The 19,678-nt window shown below is 60.7% G+C and carries 18 protein-coding genes; 9 read left to right on the top strand and 9 right to left on the bottom strand.

Going from position 1 to position 19,678, the window contains the following annotated elements:
- Position 1 precedes the first annotated feature (1 nt).
- The 4 genes from GRI34_RS04630 to dusB form a co-directional block, all read right to left on the bottom strand.
- Positions 2 to 2,242, bottom strand: coding sequence for a sensor histidine kinase (locus GRI34_RS04630; protein ID WP_160594941.1), 2,241 nt, complete (start codon positions 2,240 to 2,242; stop codon positions 2 to 4).
- A 61-nt stretch (positions 2,243 to 2,303) separates the two neighbouring features.
- The gene (locus GRI34_RS04625) at positions 2,304 to 3,716 is read right to left on the bottom strand and encodes a sigma-54-dependent transcriptional regulator (RefSeq protein ID WP_160594940.1); all 1,413 of its coding nucleotides are present in this window, start codon (positions 3,714 to 3,716) and stop codon (positions 2,304 to 2,306) included.
- 3 nt (positions 3,717 to 3,719) lie between these two features.
- A complete protein-coding gene (locus tag GRI34_RS04620; RefSeq protein ID WP_325065184.1) occupies positions 3,720 to 4,781 on the bottom strand; it encodes a two-component system sensor histidine kinase NtrB in 1,062 nt (353 codons plus the stop codon).
- Positions 4,778 to 5,797, bottom strand: coding sequence for a tRNA dihydrouridine synthase DusB (gene dusB, locus GRI34_RS04615; protein WP_160594939.1), 1,020 nt, complete (start codon positions 5,795 to 5,797; stop codon positions 4,778 to 4,780). The genes GRI34_RS04620 and dusB overlap by 4 nt, the downstream gene beginning before the upstream one ends.
- A 79-nt stretch (positions 5,798 to 5,876) precedes the next feature.
- On the opposite strand from dusB, the gene GRI34_RS04610 reads away from it, so the two are divergent.
- Positions 5,877 to 7,016 carry a bifunctional 2-C-methyl-D-erythritol 4-phosphate cytidylyltransferase/2-C-methyl-D-erythritol 2,4-cyclodiphosphate synthase gene (locus GRI34_RS04610; RefSeq protein WP_160594938.1) on the top strand — a complete coding sequence of 380 codons (1,140 nt, stop codon included), beginning with the start codon at positions 5,877 to 5,879 and terminating at the stop codon, positions 7,014 to 7,016.
- A 14-nt stretch (positions 7,017 to 7,030) separates the two neighbouring features.
- A complete protein-coding gene (locus tag GRI34_RS04605; protein ID WP_160594937.1) occupies positions 7,031 to 7,534 on the top strand; it encodes a CinA family protein in 504 nt (167 codons plus the stop codon).
- On the opposite strand, the gene GRI34_RS04600 is transcribed toward GRI34_RS04605, so the two are convergent.
- On the bottom strand, positions 7,531 to 7,986 hold the full coding sequence (locus tag GRI34_RS04600; protein ID WP_160594936.1) for a type II toxin-antitoxin system RatA family toxin: 456 nt from the start codon (positions 7,984 to 7,986) through the stop codon (positions 7,531 to 7,533). The genes GRI34_RS04605 and GRI34_RS04600 overlap by 4 nt on opposite strands.
- Positions 7,986 to 8,939, bottom strand: coding sequence for a lipoyl synthase (gene lipA / locus GRI34_RS04595; RefSeq protein ID WP_160594935.1), 954 nt, complete (start codon positions 8,937 to 8,939; stop codon positions 7,986 to 7,988). Before lipA ends, GRI34_RS04600 begins: the two co-directional genes overlap by 1 nt.
- Positions 8,940 to 9,040: 101 nt before the next feature.
- On the opposite strand from lipA, the gene GRI34_RS04590 reads away from it, so the two are divergent.
- From GRI34_RS04590 to GRI34_RS04575, 4 genes are read left to right on the top strand one after another with little or no spacing between them, the layout of a single operon-like run.
- Complete coding sequence (locus tag GRI34_RS04590) at positions 9,041 to 10,021, top strand: sodium-dependent bicarbonate transport family permease (protein ID WP_160594934.1); 981 nt, start codon at positions 9,041 to 9,043, stop codon at positions 10,019 to 10,021.
- 10 nt (positions 10,022 to 10,031) lie between these two features.
- Complete coding sequence (locus GRI34_RS04585; protein ID WP_160594933.1) at positions 10,032 to 10,340, top strand: P-II family nitrogen regulator; 309 nt, start codon at positions 10,032 to 10,034, stop codon at positions 10,338 to 10,340.
- Positions 10,340 to 10,981 (top strand): carbonic anhydrase, encoded by a 642-nt coding sequence (locus GRI34_RS04580; RefSeq protein WP_160594932.1) that lies wholly within the window; start codon positions 10,340 to 10,342, stop codon positions 10,979 to 10,981. Before GRI34_RS04585 ends, GRI34_RS04580 begins: the two co-directional genes overlap by 1 nt.
- A 36-nt stretch (positions 10,982 to 11,017) precedes the next feature.
- Positions 11,018 to 11,743, top strand: a complete 726-nt coding sequence (locus GRI34_RS04575) for an NYN domain-containing protein (protein WP_160594931.1) — start codon at positions 11,018 to 11,020, stop codon at positions 11,741 to 11,743.
- 63 nt (positions 11,744 to 11,806) lie between these two features.
- Here the strand turns inward: GRI34_RS04575 and GRI34_RS04570 are convergent, their stop codons facing one another.
- Positions 11,807 to 13,099: a hypothetical protein gene (locus GRI34_RS04570; protein WP_160594930.1), complete on the bottom strand. Its 1,293-nt coding sequence runs from the start codon at positions 13,097 to 13,099 to the stop codon at positions 11,807 to 11,809.
- A gap of 303 nt (positions 13,100 to 13,402) precedes the next feature.
- On the opposite strand from GRI34_RS04570, the gene gyrA reads away from it, so the two are divergent.
- Positions 13,403 to 16,237 carry a DNA gyrase subunit A gene (gyrA, locus tag GRI34_RS04565; protein WP_160594929.1) on the top strand — a complete coding sequence of 945 codons (2,835 nt, stop codon included), beginning with the start codon at positions 13,403 to 13,405 and terminating at the stop codon, positions 16,235 to 16,237.
- A complete protein-coding gene (locus GRI34_RS04560) occupies positions 16,234 to 17,076 on the top strand; it encodes a TauD/TfdA dioxygenase family protein (RefSeq protein WP_160594928.1) in 843 nt (280 codons plus the stop codon). Before gyrA ends, GRI34_RS04560 begins: the two co-directional genes overlap by 4 nt.
- Here GRI34_RS04560 and GRI34_RS04555 read toward each other — a convergent pair.
- A complete protein-coding gene (locus tag GRI34_RS04555; protein WP_160594927.1) occupies positions 17,073 to 17,744 on the bottom strand; it encodes a lysoplasmalogenase in 672 nt (223 codons plus the stop codon). The genes GRI34_RS04560 and GRI34_RS04555 overlap by 4 nt on opposite strands.
- Before the next feature lie 68 nt (positions 17,745 to 17,812).
- On the opposite strand from GRI34_RS04555, the gene trmFO reads away from it, so the two are divergent.
- Positions 17,813 to 19,180, top strand: a complete 1,368-nt coding sequence (gene trmFO / locus GRI34_RS04550; RefSeq protein WP_160594926.1) for a methylenetetrahydrofolate--tRNA-(uracil(54)-C(5))-methyltransferase (FADH(2)-oxidizing) TrmFO — start codon at positions 17,813 to 17,815, stop codon at positions 19,178 to 19,180.
- Here the strand turns inward: trmFO and GRI34_RS04545 are convergent, their stop codons facing one another.
- Positions 19,181 to 19,651, bottom strand: a complete 471-nt coding sequence (locus tag GRI34_RS04545) for an EF-hand domain-containing protein (RefSeq protein ID WP_160594925.1) — start codon at positions 19,649 to 19,651, stop codon at positions 19,181 to 19,183.
- Between the last annotated feature and the right edge of the window lie 27 nt (positions 19,652 to 19,678).

The raw sequence follows: 19,678 nt of genomic DNA, 5'->3' as shown, positions 1-19,678 counted from the left end.
CTTATCTTCCTGCTTTCTCGGTATTGGGACGCTCTTCGCCCATGCCCGGGCCGCGGTGCGGGTCCCGCGCAATCTTAAGTGTGACCCGGGTTCCGCCTTCTTCGATCGAAGAGAAATTCATTTCGCCGCCATGCTCTTCGACGATCTTGTTGACGATCGCGAGACCGAGGCCAGTGCCCTTTTCTCGGGTTGTGACATAGGGTTCGACAATCCGTTCCCGGTCCTGCGGCAGGCCGATCCCGTTGTCGCTGATCGCAATGACAATGAACTTGGGGTCTTCTGCCACTTCGACGCCGATCCGGCCTCGATAGTCAGGTTCCGCGTTCGCCGCGCGGGCCTCGATGGCCTCAGCAGCATTCTTTAGGATATTCGTGACCGCCTGACCAAGCTGGTGTCGATCAGCCTCGATCATCAAGGGTCCGTCGATTTCGGTTGTCAGGCCATAGTTGACCTGGGGGTTTGCGACCTCCTGAAGAAACATGGACTGACGAATGAGATCGAGGGCATCTTCTTGCCGGAAAACCGGTTTCGGAAGCCGCGCAAAGCTCGAGAATTCATCCACCATCGTGCGCAGCTCGCCAACCTGGCGGACGATCGTATTGGTCAATTCGTCAAACAGCTCGCCATCCTGCTCGATCTGCTTGCGATAGCGGCGCTTGAGCCTCTCTGTTGCCAGCTGGATTGGGGTCAGCGGGTTCTTGATTTCGTGGGCAATCCGGCGCGCAACATCCGACCAGGCTGCCTGGCGCTGATCGAGCAACTGACGCGTGATATCTTCAAAGGTGATGACGTGCCCGTCGCCTTCCGGAACGAGGCGGACAGCAAGCGTCATCAATTCGCCGTGGCGCGAATGACTGACCACGCCTCGATCGAGGCCTGCTTCGACGAGGACCGCGATCTGCGGGACCATGGCGTCGAGCGTTTCGGGATGATCGCTGCCCTCCCCGCCCTCGAGCAACATGTTCTGGGCCGGCGCATTCATGAGCAGGACGCGGCGCTTGCCGTCGATGGTAATGACGCCGGCGCTGACCGACTCCAGCACCGCCTCGATGAAACTCCGCCGGTCCTCCAGTTCCTCATTCGCGCCGACAAGCGCATCGGTCTGCTTCTCGATTTGGGCGGTCATCCGATTGAAAGCGCGGTAGAGGAGGCCAATTTCATCGGCTCCTGTACGGCCTTCAACGCGCAGGGCGAAGTTACCCGCACCGACCTTGCGAGCCGCACCGACAAGGTCGGTCAGCGGCTCGACTTGCCGGTCCGCGAAGCGCAAGGCGAACCACACTGCCAGTCCTACGAGCGCTAGGCTGACGAAGAACAGCGCGAGGTTGAATCGCAATTGAAGTGCCCTCGCCCGCTTGGTGAGCTCCTCGTAGGCTGTCGAAATGGAACGCGCGCTTTCCCAGCTTCGGAAACTTGCCGCCTCTGCATTGCGCGCCGTGTAGAGATAAATACCAGCCGTCCGATCGATGGGCGCAAGCGCCTCAATACGCTCCGGACTGCCCTTGATCGCCACCGGCTCGCCCCCACGAAGCGCCCGCAGGCTCTCTTCGGTGAAGCTCACAGGATCGCTTGCCTGGTTGATGCCATAGACCACGGCAACGCGCGAGGTCCCGTCGGGCATGGCTTGCATGATCGCGCTCTCGATGACGTCACGCGGCTCCGCCTGGTAACGATAAGCCAGCTGGAAATCGGGATCGGTAATCGAAACCTGCTGCAGGATGGAGCGCATATCCATCGCCATGGAGATGGTTTCCTGCCCGAGGTCGAGCTGGTTGTCCTCGTAATAGACCTCCGCAAGCTGGTTCGCGTTCTCCATCAGTCCGCGCGAATTGTCGGAGAACCAGAAGTCGACGCCGGACTGGAACAACACCGCAGCGAATGCCGACACGAGAAGCGTTGGCACCGCCGCAATCATCGAGAAGAAGAAGACGAGGCGTACGTGCAGGCGCGCCGTGCTACCGGCCGCTCTTCTCAGCGCCAGTCGTCGCCCGGCGAGGACGAGCAGAGCCATTGCCGGGATGAGGGTGCCGATCAACAGGACTGCAACCTGCCTGCTCGGCAGAAGTTCGCCGGTCGGTGGGGCGCGGGTAAAGGCGGCCCAGGTGGTCGCAACCATGATGGCAAAGATCGCCACGGCCAAAATTTCGACCAGGGAAATCAGGTTCGCGCGGCGTGAGGCGACGACAAATCGCCGCCACCAACGCGGAGTGCGCTTCTGGGAAGAACCGGCCATAGTCGCCATCGTGGCTAGTTTACGACACCTATGTTGCAAATATGCAAGGCCAAAAACGACGAAATGAACATCAACGTCGTCGGACGTAGCGCTCGGGCTCTATTTCGAGGTCGCTTAACCGTTTCCGAAGGGTGTTGCGATTTATGCCCAGTAGCCGTGCAGCCCGCAGCTGGTTGCCTTCGGTTTGCTGCAACGCATGCTCGAACAGGGGCTTTTCGAATGCGGCAAGCGCACTGTGATACAGCGCGCCGGGTGCGCTGGCGTGCGCCGACAACCACATCTGTAACGCGGTCTCGAAAGGCGTTCCTGCGCCTCGCGCTGTTTCCTCGATTGCAGGGAGAGCATCGTCGACCGTTTCCGCGTCGATTACGTCTTCGCGTGCGGTCAGCGCGAGGCGAAACACGACATTGCGCAATTCGCGTACGTTACCCTTCCACCGCTGGGCTTCCAGCCGCTTGATCGCACCATCGGAGATGCCGTGGTTTGGCAAGCCTTCCGCAACCGCCTGCCCTAGAAAGTGCTTTACCAGCGCTCCGACGTCTTCGCGCCGTTCGCGCAAGGGGGGAAGATGGATCGGCACCACGTTGAGGCGATAGTAGAGATCCTCGCGGAACGAGCCGCTGGCGATCATCGGACCGAGGTCCTTGTTCGTCGCAGCGATGATCCGCACGTCGACACCGATTTCCTGACGTCCCCCGACGCGGCGAATCTTGCCGGATTGCAGCGCCCTCAGCAGCCGGGTCTGCGCTTCGGCAGGCATATCCCCGATTTCGTCGAGGAAAAGCGTGCCGCCGTTCGCCTGCTCGAACTTGCCGATCTGCTGGGATACTGCCCCTGTGAACGCACCACGCTCGTGCCCGAACAACTCGCTTTCCAGAAGGTCATGCGGGATCGCGGCCATGTTCACCGCGATGAAGGGACCGGTGCGGCGCGAACCCAGTTCATGGATCGCCTCTGCAACCAGCTCCTTTCCGGTCCCGCTCTCACCGGTGACGAGGACCGAGAGGTCGTTGCGCAGGACGCGCGTGATCATCCGGTAGACGTCCTGCATCGCCTTGCTTCGCCCGATGAGCGGTAGCGAGCCCTCCCCCTCGCCCTCGAGACTGTCCGCGCTTTGTGCAGATCGCTTCGTGGCCTGACGGACGGCGTGGGTCAGTTCGTCGAGGTCGAAAGGCTTGGGGAAATACTCGAACGCGCGGCTGTCGCTCGCCCTTACGGCGGTATCGAGCGTATTCTGGGCGGAAAGCACGATGACCGGCATATCGGGCGCGGCTTCATGGACATCTGCAATAGACGCCAGGCCATCGCCATCTTCCAGCATGACGTCAGTGAGCATGACGTCAAAGCTGTGATCTGCGAGCAAGGCGTCGCGCTTGCTTACGGTGCTGCACGCCGTGACGTCGAAGCCTTCATCGCGCAACGCTTCGGTAATGACCGTGGCGATTGCGCGATCGTCTTCGACAAGGAGAACGCGGTTCGTCATCGATCAGTTTTCCTTCTGCGCAACGGGCAGGTTTATGCGGAAATGGGTGAGGCCTGCGCGCTCATCCCGTTCGTGGGCGACCCTTCCTCCCATGTCGCGCAAGAGCTTTCGCACCAGAGCAAGCCCGAGGCCCTGCCCCTGTGATTTGCCCGATACGAACGGTTCGAAAATCTGCTCTCGCAATTCGGGCGGCACGCCCCGCCCCATGTCGGTTACGGTTATCTCGACCGGCAAGCGAACAGGCTTACCCAGCCGGATTGCGGAAAAAACCAGCCCGCTCACAAAGCGTGTACGCACCACGACGCGCGCATCCTCCACCCCGACGCTGGCATCGCAGGCATTGGCGAGCAGGTTGATCAATACCTGTTCAAGCGCGCCGCGATCGGCCTCGACCTGCGGCAGGGAAGGATCGAATTCTTCGACCAGTTCGCAGGCGTTTTCGCGGCCTGCCCTCACCGTGGCCATCGCCCCGCGAATTGCTTCGTGTAGATTGCAGGGGCCGGTTTCGACCGGGTTGGAACTGCCCAACTGCTGCATCCGGTCGATCAGATTGGCTATGCGCGCAACCTCGCCTTCGATCATCGTGGCAAGCGGCTTGTCCCGCTCGCTGGCGCGCTTCGCCAATAGCTGGCTCGCTCCGCGGATGGCCGAAAGGGGGTTCTTGATTTCGTGAGCTAGGACTGCGGGCGCGCGTAGTTCGGTGCGGTCCTCGTCTTCGTTCTCGTTTCCGCCCTGTCCTGCCTCGGACACGGTGATGACCCGCCATCCCGGGTGCGCATGAAGCGGCGAACAGCTGAGGTTTACCTGATGATCGCGTCCGGCGGCGGAGACTGTCAGCCCGCGCGCGATAAGCTGCGTATCAGTCTCGAGGAGCGATTGTTCGACACGGTCAGGTGTGATGCTCATCAGATCGAGGAGCTTGCAACCAACAATTCGCCGCGCGCTCCTGCCGAGCAATTCCTCGGCGGGCGGATTGGCTTCGTGCACGTAGCCTTCGGGATCGACCAGCAGGACGGCAAAGACCATTCCTGCAAGCTGCACCGACGCCGACGGCGCGTCGCTCACGCTGCTCGCCGTTTAAGAAACGGTTCGTAGAATCGCTCGAGTTCGTCAAGAACGACAGGGGCTTGGTCGATGAAGTTCACGCGATTACGAAACTCCGCAGAGCCATGCATCCCCTTCGTATACCAGCCAAGGTGCTTGCGCGCGATCTTCACGCCCACGTCTTCACCGTAGAGCTCGAGCATATCCCTGTAATGCTCGACCACGACTTCATACTGCTCATCGAAGGATGGGCTCTCCAGCGTCTCGCCGGTGCGCCACCAGTGCATGACCTGCGATAGCAGCCATGGCTTTCCATAAGCGCCGCGGCCGATCATCAATCCGTCGGCACCTGACTGGTCGAGGGCATTGGCGGCATCGTCGACCGTGCAGATGTCGCCATTCACGATGACGGGAATGGAGACCGCATCCTTGACCTTGCGCACGAAGGCCCAGTCCGCACTTCCCTTGTACATCTGATTGCGCGTGCGACCGTGGACGGTGACCATCTTCACGCCGAGGTCCTCGGCGATGTGGGCCAGCTCCGGCGCGTTGAGATCGCTGTGATCCCAACCCATGCGCATCTTCACGGTCACGGGCACGTTCACCGCCTTGACGGTGGCCTCCATCAATTTTGTCGCAAGTCCGACTTCACGCATGAGAGCCGAACCGGCGAGTTGCCCCACGACCTTGCGGACTGGACAGCCGAAGTTGATGTCGATAATCTCGGCGCCATTGCCTTCCTGGAGCTTGGCTGCCTCGGCCATGCTGCCCGGATCACAGCCCACCAGCTGCATCGAAACAGGCTCTTCGGTCGGATCCCATGCAGCTTTCTGGACAGATTGCCGTGTCTCGCGGATCGCCGCTTCGCTCGCGATCATTTCGGTCACGTTGAGGCCCGAACCATACCGCCGCACCATCTTGCGGAAGGGCAGGTCGGTGACACCCGTCATCGGGGCCAGAACGACGGGCGTATCGATCCGGACGTTGCCGATGTCGATCGGCCTGGGTGCTACGGGCGGTTGGGGATGGGCGCTCATGATTTTCGCGTGTGCCTAATAATTGGGCAGGCACATAGTGCGTTGCAGCGAAAACGGCAAGCGGCTAGCGGGCAAGGCGATGGCAAACCATCCCCCCCTCCCCGCCTTCGCAGCAATCGTCGTGGCTGCCGGCAAGGGCATTCGTGCCGGCCAGCCTCTGCCTAAGCAGTTTGCGATGTGGCGCGGCAAGCCGGTCGTGCGCCATTCGGTCGAGGCTTTCCTCGCCGAGGGTGCCAGCCAAGTGGTCGTAGCAATTCCGCCTGGCGGTGAAGCGCTTGCAAGGGAGGCTTTGGCCGGACTGGAAGTCTTGCGGGTCGAAGGAGGCAGCACCCGGCAGGAATCGGTCGCCAGAGCGCTGGAAGCCATTGGGACTGCCGATAACGTCCTCATCCACGATGCCGCGCGCCCGGACGTCCCACGTGCAGTGATCGCTGGCCTGCTGGAAGCGTTGGAAACTCACGAAGGCGCGATCCCGACCCTGCCTGTCGTCGACAGCCTTGCCATCGATACCGAAGGCTTGATGTCCGGATCGGCCGATAGGGATGTCTTGCGGCGGGTACAGACCCCGCAGGCCTTCCGCTTCGCTGCAATCCTGGATGCCCACAGGGACTGGCCTGGCGCGCGCGATGCGGGCGACGATGCGCAGGTCCTTCGCGCAAGCGGAGGAGCCGTGGCTCTGGTCGAGGGTGACGAGCGATTGAAGAAGCTGACATTTGCGGAGGATTTCGTGACCCCATCCCTCGACGTTAGAACCGGCATGGGTTTCGATGTGCATCGCTTGGTGCAAGGGGAAGAGCTATGGCTCGGTGGTATCCGTATCGACTACGAAAAGGGCCTGTCCGGTCACAGCGATGCAGACGTCGCCCTCCATACAATTGTCGATGCACTCCTCGGCGCCGTGGCACGGGGCGATATCGGCGATCATTTTCCTCCCAGCGATCCGCAATGGAAGGGCGCAAGCAGTGACAGGTTCCTGCTACACGCCGCGAAGCTGGTTGGCGAGGCAGGGTACCGTATCGGCAACATCGACCTGACGATAATCTGCGAAGCGCCCAAGATCGGCCCCCACCGCGAGGCCATGAGAGCGCGGATCGCTGACCTCGCAGGCGTTGACATCGACAGCATATCGGTGAAGGCGACCACCACCGAAAGGCTGGGATTTACCGGTCGTGGCGAAGGTATAGCCGCACAGGCAATCGCGACGGTAATCCGCAACTAAATCAAGAGGTGAGCATGACGCTCCAGGCCCTACTCCCCGAAGAGATCGACGAACTCGCCAAGCGGGTGATCGACGAGAATTCTGCTGCAGGACGCAAGGTCGTTGTGGCAGAAAGCTGCACGGGCGGTCTTGTCGCGGCCGCGCTGACCGAGATTCCCGGCTCGTCTGCCGTCCTGGATCGCGGGTTCGTGACCTACTCGAACGAATCGAAGATGGAGATGCTCGACGTCTCGCTCGATATCATCGAGACTTTCGGTGCGGTTTCGATCGCCTGCGCCTGGGCAATGGCCAAGGGAGCGCTGGCGCGCAGCAATGCCGATGTCGCGGTTGCGATCAGCGGCGTTGCCGGACCCGGCGGCGGAACGCAGCTGAAACCCGTGGGAACTGTGGTCTTCGCCAAGGTCGTGCGCGGTGATGAAGGTGAACCGGAAGGCGAACTGAAACGTTTCGAGCCGACATCGCGTGCCGAAATCCGCAAGGAAGCGGTGCTCTGCGCGCTGGACCTGCTTCTACCTTAAAGGTTCGCTGCGGCGTTTTCGCGGCCGTAAAGATCGTCGGCGCGCTTTTCAAAGGCTTCGACCATCTTGCGGAACGCGCGGTCGAAATACTGGCCGGCCAGCGCTTCGAAGACCGAATTGCGAAAGCTGAAATCGACGCAAAAATCGATCTCGCAACCGCCATCGGGCAGACAGCGGAAGGTCCACTTGTTGTCGAGATCCTTGAGCGGACCGTCGACGTAGAACACTTCGATGAAGTCAGGTCGGCTCTTGACCACCCGTGAAGTGAATTTCTCGCGTATAGCCTTGAAGCCGACGAGCATGTCGGCGACCATTTCGGTCTCGTTGTCGCTGCGCACCCTCGTCGCCACAACCCATGGCAGGAACTTCGAATAGTTGCCGACGTCGGCGACGAGGTCGAACATCTGCTCACAGCTGTAGGGAAGCCGCCGGGTCTCGGTGATGCCTGGCATCAGGCGGACGCCCTCGCCTGCTCCTTCGCAAGCTTGGCTTCACGCGCCGCCCGCATCTGCGCAAAATCGTCGCCAGCGTGATAGCTCGACCGCGTCAGCGGGCTCGAAGCCACCTGGAGGAACCCCTTTGCACGCGCGATCGAACCATAGGCCGCGAAAGCCTTGGGCGTAACGAAGTCTTCTACATTGGCATGGCGAGGCGTGGGCTGGAGGTACTGGCCCATGGTAATGAAATCGACGTCCGCGCTGCGCATGTCGTCCATCACCTGGTGCACTTCGAGGCGCTGCTCGCCGAGGCCGAGCATGATGCCCGACTTGGTGAAGATCATCGGATCGTGCGACTTCACCTCTTCGAGGAGTCGCAGCGAGGCATAGTAGCGCGCGCCAGGCCGGATCGTTGGATAGAGGCGCGGCACGGTTTCGAGGTTGTGGTTGTAAACGTCCGGTCCCGCCTCGCAGATCGCTTCGACTGCCGGGCGCATCTTGCCGCGGAAGTCTGGCGTTAGGATCTCGATTGTCGTGTCCGGCGTTTCGCGACGCAGCGCCTTGATCACCTTCACGAACTGACCGGCACCGCCATCGGGCAGGTCGTCGCGGTCGACACTCGTGATAACGATGTGCTGCAAACCCATCTGGCCAGCTGCGATCGCGACATTCTCCGGCTCCATCGGATCGACGAGCCGCGGCATTCCGGTCTTCACATTACAGAAGGCGCAGGCGCGGGTGCAGACATCGCCCAGGATCATGACGGTGGCGTGCTTCTTGTCCCAGCATTCGCCGATATTGGGACAGGCCGCTTCTTCGCATACCGTATTGAGCTTGAGGTCGCGCATAAGCTTGCGCGTTTCCTGGTAACCCTTGCTGACGGGCGCTTTCACCCGGATCCAGTCCGGCTTGCGCTGCTTGCGCGGGCGTTCGTCTTCGGGGGCGGGAGCGGAGGAAAGGTCGTTCATTGCGCCGCCCATCTAGGCTTGCCGGGCCTCCCAAGCAACCCGTGGATATGTTGCCCATTGCTTACTTGCCGTTGCACTCGGCGCATTCTACTGAAACGCGCATGGATGCTGCAACGCTCGAGACCTTTACATCTCCCGTGATCCTGTTCTTCGTATTGGGGATGCTTGCGGCCTTCGCTAGGTCCGAACTTGCCGTTCCGGAGGCGCTCGCCAAAGGCATGTCGTTGTACCTGATGGCCGCGATCGGCCTAAAGGGCGGGGTCGCGGTTTCTGAAAGCGGCGTCGACACGACGGTCGCCCTCGCCCTTCTTGCCGGCATCAGTGCAAGTTTCCTCCTCCCGCTGTTTGCCTTCGTGGTGCTCAAGGGTTTTGCGAAGCTCGACACGCTGAATTCAGGCGCGGTCGCGGCCCACTATGGATCTGTCAGCGTGGTCACGTTCGTTACTGCAGTGCAAGTTTACGAGCTTCGCGGTATCCCCCCCGGCGGGTTCATGGTGGCCGTGATGGCTGCAATGGAAACTCCGGCCATCCTCACCGGACTGATGCTTGCCCGCAAGGCGATCGACAAGACGGACGCCAAGAGCCAGCAGGGAACGGGCGAACTGCTCCATGAGGTGTTCTTCAATGCATCAGTGGTGCTCCTCCTCGGAGCTTTCGCGATCGGCATGATTTCCGGCGCGAGCGGGTTTGCCGATGTCGAGCCGTTTTTCCAGGCGGGTTTCAAGGGCGTGCTGTGCCTGTTCCTGCTGGATATGGGCCTGATCGCCGCGCGCCGCCTGATGGATGCCCGGGCAATGACCGTTCGCCTTGCCCTCGTCGCAATATTCCTCCCACTGGTGAACGGGGCGCTCGGCACACTGCTCGGTAGCGCTATCGGGCTCGATGTCGGCTCTGCAGCGGCTCTCGGCGTCCTGTGTGCCAGCGCCAGCTATATTGCCGTGCCTGCGGCCATGCGGCTTGCCCTGCCGCAAGCCGATGCGGGTATCTACCTCACCATGTCGCTGAGCGTGACCTTCCCGTTCAACATCCTAATCAATATCGGCTTGATTGGCGCTCTGGCGAGCCGCCTGGCTGCCGGCTGAGAGACCTGAAATGATCGAAACCGTCATCCGGAAACGCATAGAGATACTCACCGACACGGCGTTGCAGCGCCGCGTTACCGATGCGATCGATCGTGTCGGCATTACCGGATGGACGATCACTCCGGTCCAGTCCGGCAAGGGGCGCGAAGGGCGTTGGCGTGAAGAGCGAGTGATGGGAACGGACAAGGTCCTGGTGCTGACAATTGCTCCTCAGGACAAGGCGATGGCCCTGGCGGAAGATATTGCGCCGATCCTCACCAGTCACGGGCTGCTGCTGTCGATGTGGGATGTCGAGGTAATTCGCGGGGAACGTTTCTAATGCCCGAATTCACCGAATTGTTGCGCGGCTATCATCGCTTCCGGGCCGACGGCTATCCCGAGCAGCGTGAGCGATATGACAAGCTGGTTTCGGAAGGCCAGAGCCCCAAGCTCATGATCATCGGTTGCTCCGACAGTCGCGTGGACCCTGCCCAGATCTTCGACGTCGATCCGGGCGAGATTTTCGTCGTGCGCAATGTCGCCGCACTGGTTCCGCCGTTCGAGGACACACCCGGCCAGCACGGTGTCTCCGCGGCTCTGGAGTTTGCTGTTAACTTCCTGAAAGTCCGGCAAATCGTCGTCATGGGTCACGGCATGTGCGGGGGCTGTCAGGCAGCATTATCGCGCGATCTTTACGGCAATGCCTTGGGCGAAGGCGGCTTTATCGCAAATTGGGTCGGCCTGCTCGATGACGCTCGCGACGAGGTTGCCTCAAAATACGGCACCGAGGGCCCGGAGGCCGAGCGCGCAATGGAGCTTGCAGCTGTCGGCGTCAGCCTCGACAATCTTAGGACCTTCGCCTGTGTTCAGAAAGGCGAAGCCGAAGGTACGCTCAAGCTGCGTGGAGCATTCTTCTCGATCGCAGAGGGTGTTCTCTACGTGCGCGATGAAGAGACGCGCGAATTCCAGCCTGCGAAGTGACTTGCAAGGGCGCGCTTGTAACCCCAAGGAGCACCCATGCCTGAAAAACCGCTACAAAACATCGCGCTGCTGATCGATGCCGACAACACCTCGCCCAAAGGGATCGATCCGGTCCTGACAGTCATGGCCGAACTGGGACAGGTGAACATCAAGCGCGCCTACGGCAACTTCACCAAGCCTAATCTCCAGAATTGGGGGCCGCTGAGCCACAAGTACGGGATCCTTCCTTACCAGCAATTCGACATGACGGCGGGCAAGAACGCCACCGACATGGCGATGACTATCGACGCGATCGACCTCCTCTACCAAGGCAAGGTAGACGGTTTCGGGATCATGAGTTCGGACAGCGACTTCACGCCGCTGGCCACCCGCCTCAGGCAAGACGGCCTGCTCGTCTACGGCTTCGGAAGCAAGAACAAGACTCCGGATGCCTTCAAGAGCGCGTGTACCCGTTTCATCGATATTGACGCACTCATCAAAGGCGCATCGGATGAAGTTGACGCTCCCAAGCAGAACGGCAAGAAGCCGAAAGGTGGGATCGACGAAGAACTGGTCGAGCTGCTCGGCACGGCCTGGAAAGCAGCCCGTCGAGACGACGAAGGTTTCGCCCAGATGGGAGAGGTCGGCCAAATCGCAGGCAACCGGTCCAGCTTCGATGTGCGTAACTACGGTTTCAAGCGACTGTCGGACCTGTTCGAGGCTATCGAGCAATTCAAGGTCGAGCGCCGCGACAACACGGTCTGGGTCAAGCGCCTGCGCTAGATTGGGAAACGGCGCGAACCCCGTGTAGGATCCGCGCCGCTTCTCAATCAGAAGATTGCAGTCTTACATGCCGCCCTGCTGTTCGGCGTAAATCGCCCACAGTTTGGCAATGGCAGCACGCTGGCCCGCAACGGCGTTGAAGCTCTCGATAGCTTCCGCACTCTTGCCCTGCTCCAGCTGAGCTATACCGAGACGCGTCCGAGCGAGATCGGAGTTGACGCCGGCAAGGCCCAGTGCCTTCGTGTAAAGCGTTTCAGCAGCTGCGTAATCGCCATAGCTGAGCGCGAGGTCGGCTCCGGTCATGACGGTACGAAGATCGGAAGCTCCGCGCGCACCGGTCAGGATACCCGAAAGATCGGCGCGGTCGGTCTTGGCACGATCGGTAGCCATACCGAAGATTTCCGAAACATAGGTGTCCGTGCGCTTCAGCGTACCCTTGGTGTAGCCTTCGTTAATGACGGCAGCGACTTCACCGGGGAGACGGCGATAATCGGCGCTGTCGATGTAGTCGGCATACATACGCTCGTCGCGCAGGGCGTCGGCATCACGTGCAAGGCGCATGAGGTCGAGGATTTCAGGATTCTGCCATCCACCACCATAGGCGGTGATTGCAACGACCTCGCCCCAGTTCTGCTGGGTAGGGAAGTGCTTGATGAAAAGCTGCGCGAAGTCAGTCAGCTCGGCTTTCATCTGGTTGTTGTAGGACATCTGCAGGCCGCGACGGACCCATTGCTCGTTGACCGCTTCGCCCGCAGCTTCACGCGCGGCGATGGCGGACGCCAGGTAGTCCAGGCCTGCCTTGTAGTTTTCTTCGCTGAAGTAAGATTCGGCGACGAGGCCTTCTGGCTGACTTTCCGTAGCACCGAGTTCTACTGCCTTCATGAGGTAGGTACGCGCTTTCGGGTAGTCATCGGCGTTATAGGCGAGCTGGCCGGCTAGCAGGTTGTATTGCCCCTGCGATTCGGCTGCGACCTTGCCGCTTGCGAGCATCAGTTCGACACCCTCGAGTTGGAGCGAGCGATCATTGAGGTTGTTACCGATGCTGTAGACCAGGTTACCGGCGACCATACGATCGTCTTCGGTCTGTACGGCGGCGACAACTGCAGCACGTTGGGCCGAGATAGCGTTCCAGTCGGGGCTGCCACCGTTGACCTGTTCCGCAACGGGTTGATAGACCGCGATGAATTCCTTGGAATAATTCTTAGCGTCCGCCTTGGCGTCCTTCTTCTTTTTCTTCTGCGCGAAAGCGGGCTGCTCCAGCGCGACGGTCGCAGCTGTTCCGGTCGCACCGAGGATCATGGCAAGGGCGAGCGCCGAAGACGTGCTCGAAGCCTTGGAAAGACGGGTGAAAATCATCATTTAACTCCCAAGAGTGGATAGGGGGAATGAGCGCGAGGGCGCCGAATTCACTCAACGGTGCGGCAATTGGCCTTTTAACGCTCTCATTGCAAATCTTGTAGGCTTTTCGCGCTGAATGGACATTGAATGACGCCCTGACCGGCCATTCAGCAAAGCGATGCGTAAGGCCTCAAGACATATGTGGAAAAAGCGCCGATTTTGGCCCCGTTTCCCCCTTCGAAATTGGCATGAATCCGCCGCTTCCGCTAAGGTGGCTGCTTGAACTGATCCCTCGATCGCAGATCATGGAAATACAGCGTTTTGTCTGACGAAACCGAATTGATGGAAAACCCGGCTCCGGGCTCCGAATACACCCGCATCGACATCGTCGATGAGATGAAGACCAGCTATCTCGATTACGCGATGAGCGTGATCGTCAGCCGCGCGCTGCCCGACGTTCGGGACGGGCTGAAACCGGTCCATCGCCGGATCCTCTTCGCCAGCCAGGAAGGCGGTTTCGTCGCCGGCAGGCCCTACCGCAAGAGCGCGAAGATCGTCGGTGACGTGATGGGTAACTACCACCCGCACGGCGACGCTGCGATTTACGATGCACTGGCCCGCATGACGCAGGACTGGTCGCTGAGGGTTCCGCTGGTCGATGGCCAGGGCAACTTCGGATCGATGGACCCGGATCCGCCTGCGTCCATGCGTTACACCGAGGCAAGGCTGGCGCGTGTCGCCAACTCCCTGCTCGACGATCTCGACAAGGACACGGTCGATTTCACTGACAACTACGACGGTTCGAGGCAGGAGCCGACCGTTCTCCCCGCCCGCTTTCCGAACCTGTTGGTCAACGGGGCCGGCGGTATCGCGGTCGGCATGGCGACGAACATCCCGCCGCATAATCTGGGTGAGGTTATCGACGGCTGTCTCGCCTACATGGACAACCCCGCTATCACGAGCGACGAGCTGTTCGAGATCATTCCCGGTCCCGACTTCCCGACCGCTCCCCTAATCCTGGGAAAGAGCGGCGCACGTGCCGCCTATACGACCGGTCGCGGTTCGATCCTGATGCGGGCCCGGCACGAGGTCGAAACCAAGGCGAAGGACCGCCAGTCGATCGTCCTCACTGCAATCCCCTACCAGGTCGGCAAGAACGCCCTGGTCGAAAAAATTGCGGAAGCCGCCAAGGACAAGCGGATCGAGGGCATCTCCGACATTCGTGACGAATCGAACCGCGAAGGTGTGCGCGTGGTCGTCGATCTCAAGCGCGATGCTTCTCCCGAAGTCGTGCTCAACCAGATCTGGCGATATACACCCGCGCAAGCGAGTTTCCCGGCAAATATGCTCGCTATTCGCGGCGGCCGACCGGAAGTCCTCACCCTTCGCGAGTTTATCCAAGCCTTCATCACCTTCCGTGAAGAGGTAATCACTCGGCGCACGAAGTTCGAATTGAACAAGGCGCGCGAACGGGCGCACATCTTGCTCGGTCTCGTGGTTGCGGTTTCCAACCTCGACGAGATCGTCGCGATGATCCGTGGTTCGTCCAATCCGGCGGAAGCGCGCGGCAAGCTGCTCGCAAAGGAGTGGCCGATCGGTGATATCGGGCAGTATATAGCCTTGGTCGAAGCGATCGAACCGTCTGATGAGCAGGACGGCGGAACCTATCGCCTGTCCGAACGGCAGGTGAAGGCAATCCTCGACCTTAGGCTGCACCGCCTGACCGCGCTCGGCCGCGATGAAATCGGTGACGAGCTCAAGGAGCTCTCAATCGCCATCGAAGAATACCTCTCGATCCTTGCGGATCGGGTGAAGCTTTACGGCGTCATGCGCGAAGAGCTGGACGAGATTCGTGCGACCTATGCAACTCCGCGGATCAGCGAGATTGCACCCGCCTGGGACGGAATCGAAGATGAGGATCTCATCGAACGCGAAGAGATGGTCGTCACGGTTACCCACGGCGGTTACATCAAGCGCACGCCGCTCGAAGCCTTCCGTGCCCAGGCACGAGGCGGCAAGGGTCGTTCCGGCATGGCGACTAAGGACGAAGATGCCGTCGTCGAAATGTTCGTGACTTCCACGCATAACCCCGTGCTTTTCTTCACGAATACCGGCCGCGTCTATCGTATGAAGGTCTGGAAACTGCCGGAGGGCAGCCCCCAGACAAAGGGACGTCCGATGGTCAATCTCCTGCCGCTCGGCGACGAGGAGCGGGTGACCAACGTTCTCGCCCTGCCCGAGAACGAGGACGAGTGGTCGAAGCTCAACATCGTCTTCGGAACGGAACAGGGAATGGTCCGCCGCAATTCGATGGATGCCTTCACCAACGTGCCCAGCAACGGCAAATACGCGATGGGCTTCGTCGAGGGCAGCGGCGACCGTCTGATCGGTGTCGAATTGCTTAGCGAGAACCAAGAGGTTTTCTTGGCCTCCGACGCGGGCAAGGCGATCCGCTTTGCCGCCACCGATGCCCGCGAAACCAAGAGCCGGACCGGTATTGGCGTCCGCGGCATGACGCTCAAGAACGATGCAAAGGTCGTGTCCATGGCCGTGCTCGATCCGCTGACTGCCGATATGGAAACGCGCGAGGCCTATCTTCGCGCCGCTCATTGGAAGAACAACGACGCGGTCCATACGCTCGATGCCGATACCGTCGCTTCGATGGAAGAGAACGAGGAGTTCATCCTCACCCTAACCGCAAACGGCTATGGCAAGATTACCTCGGCTTATGAATATCGCACCATCGGGCGCGGCGGTCAGGGTCTGACGAACATCGGCACGCCCGACAGCAATCCGGAGCGTAACGGCCCCGTCGTCGGCAGCTTCCCCGTCAGGCATGGTGCACAGCTTATGCTCGTCACCGACCAGGCCAAGCTGATCCGCCTTCCGATCGATTTCCGTCACGAGATGGCCAACGGGTTCGAAGACCACAAGGGCTTCTCCATCTCCGGCCGTGGGTCGTCGGGTGTCCGCATCTTCGACGTCGCCAAGGGCGAGAAGATCGTCGGTGCCGCCTTGATCGACGAAACGGAGGAACCGGAGAACGAGGCGGAAGAAGCTATCGCGGAAGAAATCGCGGACAATGCCGCGAAGACGACCGAGCCTTACACCACCGCCCATTCCGACAAGAATATCGAAGGCGAGCCTGGCGGGTGACGATCACTGCAGAAAGAAGCGAAGGGCCGTTCGGCGCCAGGGTAACCGGCGTCGATTTGTCCCGCGCTCTTTCCGCAGCAGACATACAACGGATCCGCGAGCTTTGGCTCGAGCATAAGGTGCTGGCCTTTCCCGGTCAGACCATGGGCGACGACGACCTGGAACGGTTCACCATCGCCATGGGCGGCTTCGGAGAAGACTCCTTCTTCGACCCCATCGAAGGCCGCAAGAATATTGCCGCGATCCTGCGCGAGGCGGATGAAACCAGTCCGTTATTCGCGGAGAACTGGCATAGCGACTGGAGTTTTCTTGAATATCCGCCTGCTGGTACATGTCTCCTTGCCGTCGACATACCATCGACCGGCGGCGACACCCTGTTCGCGGACCAGCAAGCCGCCTTCGAGGCGCTTTCCGATGACCGGAAGGATTTCCTGAGAGGCCTGACGGCCATTCACAGCGCCCAGCTGGCCTATGCTCCCGAGGGGACATACGGGGAGAGGGATCAGGGCCGATCGATGGCGATCCGCCCAAATGAGAGCGCACGAGAAACCAGGACGCATCCTCTCGTCCAGAAACACCCGGAAACGGGTCAGGAGTGCCTCTACTCAACGCTGGGATACATTATCGGCATCGACGGAATGGAGCAGGCAGAAGCGATTGCCCTGTTGGCGGAACTTGCCGAATGGCAATCACGCGACGAATTCGTCTATCGGCATAAGTGGGAGCCGGACATGCTCGTCATGTGGGACAATCGCGCCGTGCTGCACAAGGCGACCGGCGGTTACGAGGGACAGCGGCGCGAACTGCACCGCACCACCATAGCGTCTTGGCAGGTTTAGGCTTTTCCGGCCCTGAGCTCCGGATGCCGCAGCGTCTGCACCACACCGGTCGCGATCAGGAATTGCCCGCCGTAATATAGCGGCCAGATTAGCCATTCAGCCACCTCAAAGGGTACCCTGCCCGCTTCCCGACCGAAGATCAGCAAATCGGAGACGACGAACAGCACAGCGCCTCCACCCACTCGATCGCGCGGGAAGTTACTGGTCCAGGCTGCCGCCGCCATGGCCCCGACAAGGAGGCTGTAGCCCGCGGCAAGTTGCCAATTTGGAAGTGGATAGGTGATTAGTGCGGCAAGGATCGGCGTTAAGATCAACAAGGCTAACCCTGTCGCTATTTGGCTTCCGGTTGTCGCCGCGCGCCGATGCCGAAGATAAAGCCAAATTGCGATCAGGTGGCCGATGGCGAAGAGCCCGCCTCCGATCAGGAAGCTGACCATAATGATTGCATCACCCATCGCTCCGAAGGCCATGACGGCGGCGATAAGCCATGCGTCGAAGCCCTTCCCGCGATGCGCCGCATAAACCGCGAGGAAGCCCACGCCTGCGGCTTTCCACCCCATCAACCAAATGCCGCCGATGGGATCATCTTCCACGAAGTAAAAGCTGATTGCCGCGATCAGGCTGGCCAGCAGGTAAGGACGATGTTCGGATAAAGCGCGTTTCGGCATGGAATCCCCTCTTAGCCGGTCGGTAAGCCTTGATAGAGGGCATGTGCAAGCACTAGGTGCGCAACGCAATGACACACGACATCCAGATTATCGGCGGTGGTCTCGCGGGCAGCGAGGCCGCATGGCAATTGGCGCGGCGCGGTTTCAAGGTGCGCCTGTCCGAAATGCGCGGCAGCGGGGACATGACCGCCGCCCACCAGACCGATGGGCTGGCAGAACTTGTCTGCTCCAACAGCTTCCGTTCGGACGACAGTGACAAGAACGCGGTTGGCCTGCTGCACGACGAGATGCGCAGACTCGACAGCATCGTCATGCGCGCCGGCGAAGTCGCGCGGGTTCCAGCGGGCAGCGCCATGGCGGTCGACCGCGACGTGTTCTCGGCCGAAGTCCAGCGCACGCTCGACGAACATCCTAACGTTACCGTGGTCCGCGAACGGGTCGATGCCCTCCCCGCTTCCGGCCCGACCATCGTCGCGACAGGCCCCCTCACCGCGCAATCGCTTGCCGAAAGCATTGTCGGATCGACCGGGCAGGACCGGCTCGCTTTCTTCGATGCCATCGCGCCCATCGTCCACCGGGACAGCATCGATATGTCGAAATGCTGGATCCAGAGCCGCTGGAACAAGCGGACCGAGGCCTCCAACGAGGATGGCGATTACATCAATTGCCCGATGACGAAGGACCAATATCTCGCGTTTCACCAGGGCCTGATGGACGGCGAGAAGACCGAGTTCCGCGAGTGGGAGGCCGACACGCCCTATTTCGATGGATGCATGCCGATCGAGGTCATGGCGGCGCGTGGTGTGGAAACGCTTCGCTACGGTCCGATGAAGGGTGTCGGGTTGGACAATCCATATGACACCACGGAAGAACATCCCCAGGGGCGCTGGCCCTATGCGGTAGTGCAGCTGCGCCAGGACAACAAGCTCGGCACGCTGTGGAATATGGTCGGCTTCCAGACGAAGCTGAAATACGGTGCACAGGTCGAGCTGTTCCGGACAATCCCGGGTCTCGAAAATGCCGAATTCGCCCGACTTGGCGGCCTGCATCGCAACACCTTCATCAATTCGCCGCTGGTGCTTGACCGCCAGCTCCGCCTGCGCGGAGCCGAACATATTCGCTTTGCCGGTCAGATCACCGGCTGCGAGGGCTATGTCGAGAGTTCCGCGGTCGGTTTGATGGCCGGGATGATGGCGGCGGCCGAACTCAATGGTGCGCAATGGACGGCGCCTCCACGCACCACCGCCTTCGGGGCTTTGCTCAGCCACATTACAGGTGATGCGGAAGCGGACACCTTCCAGCCCATGAACGTGAATTTCGGTCTCTTCCCGCCATTGCACGATGTGAAGAAGAAGCAGCGCAAGGAAGCCTATACCTCGCGCGCGAAAACCGAGATGGGCGAATGGATTGCAAACCTGGACGCAGTCCCCGCCTGATCAGCAGGCGCACCGGGCCTTGCGTTTGGTCGGCTTCGGACGGGTCGTCGCGAATTCGCCCGGCGTAAGCTCGTTGTCGCTATTGGCGTCTGCGCTTTCGAACTTGTCGACCGTGGTAACGGCCCATTCCTCGAAGGTCAGCAGGTTGTTGCCATCCTTGTCGAGTTTCCTGAACGCGGCACTGCGGGTGGACAGCATTTCGGTACGCGAAATGCGCCAGTCCCGGTCCCGGTCGTAGCGGAAGAAGCGTTGCTGCTCCTTGGTAAGGTCGCTGGCTTCGGGCGGGGTTGGCCCAACCATGTCGGCAGCATCCGCGATGGGCAGCCCTTCGGGTGCAGGGTCTTCGAGCAACAGCGAGGAGAGGTCTGGCGGGGGCGCGGCTTCTTCCACTTCCGCCCTTCCCTGATACCAGAAAAGTCCCAGGCCCATCGCGGCAAGCGTGACCAAAGCCCCGGTAATTGCATGCTTCATCCCTGCGCCCCCAGAATCTGCGTTAAG

The organism is Qipengyuania aquimaris (assembly GCF_009827445.1).
Lineage (GTDB): Bacteria > Pseudomonadota > Alphaproteobacteria > Sphingomonadales > Sphingomonadaceae > Qipengyuania > Qipengyuania aquimaris.
Note: the sequence above shows the minus strand (reverse complement) of the source record. Positions and strands in the feature narration are given on the sequence as shown.

What these genes read in the sequence shown, in the direction of transcription:
- dusB (WP_160594939.1), bottom strand. Translation starts at nt 5,797, where the DNA reads ATGAGCGCCCATCCCCAACCGCCCGTAGCACCCAGGCCGATCGACATC.
- GRI34_RS04625 (WP_160594940.1), bottom strand. Translation starts at nt 3,716, where the DNA reads ATGACGAACCGCGTTCTCCTTGTCGAAGACGATCGCGCAATCGCCACG.
- GRI34_RS04630 (WP_160594941.1), bottom strand. Translation starts at nt 2,242, where the DNA reads ATGGCGACTATGGCCGGTTCTTCCCAGAAGCGCACTCCGCGTTGGTGG.
- GRI34_RS04610 (WP_160594938.1), top strand. Translation starts at nt 5,877, where the DNA reads ATGGCAAACCATCCCCCCCTCCCCGCCTTCGCAGCAATCGTCGTGGCT.
- lipA (WP_160594935.1), bottom strand. Translation starts at nt 8,939, where the DNA reads ATGAACGACCTTTCCTCCGCTCCCGCCCCCGAAGACGAACGCCCGCGC.
- GRI34_RS04590 (WP_160594934.1), top strand. Translation starts at nt 9,041, where the DNA reads ATGGATGCTGCAACGCTCGAGACCTTTACATCTCCCGTGATCCTGTTC.
- GRI34_RS04575 (WP_160594931.1), top strand. Translation starts at nt 11,018, where the DNA reads ATGCCTGAAAAACCGCTACAAAACATCGCGCTGCTGATCGATGCCGAC.
- GRI34_RS04580 (WP_160594932.1), top strand. Translation starts at nt 10,340, where the DNA reads ATGCCCGAATTCACCGAATTGTTGCGCGGCTATCATCGCTTCCGGGCC.
- GRI34_RS04600 (WP_160594936.1), bottom strand. Translation starts at nt 7,986, where the DNA reads ATGCCAGGCATCACCGAGACCCGGCGGCTTCCCTACAGCTGTGAGCAG.
- GRI34_RS04545 (WP_160594925.1), bottom strand. Translation starts at nt 19,651, where the DNA reads ATGAAGCATGCAATTACCGGGGCTTTGGTCACGCTTGCCGCGATGGGC.
- trmFO (WP_160594926.1), top strand. Translation starts at nt 17,813, where the DNA reads ATGACACACGACATCCAGATTATCGGCGGTGGTCTCGCGGGCAGCGAG.
- GRI34_RS04555 (WP_160594927.1), bottom strand. Translation starts at nt 17,744, where the DNA reads ATGCCGAAACGCGCTTTATCCGAACATCGTCCTTACCTGCTGGCCAGC.
- GRI34_RS04585 (WP_160594933.1), top strand. Translation starts at nt 10,032, where the DNA reads ATGATCGAAACCGTCATCCGGAAACGCATAGAGATACTCACCGACACG.
- GRI34_RS04605 (WP_160594937.1), top strand. Translation starts at nt 7,031, where the DNA reads ATGACGCTCCAGGCCCTACTCCCCGAAGAGATCGACGAACTCGCCAAG.
- GRI34_RS04570 (WP_160594930.1), bottom strand. Translation starts at nt 13,099, where the DNA reads ATGATTTTCACCCGTCTTTCCAAGGCTTCGAGCACGTCTTCGGCGCTC.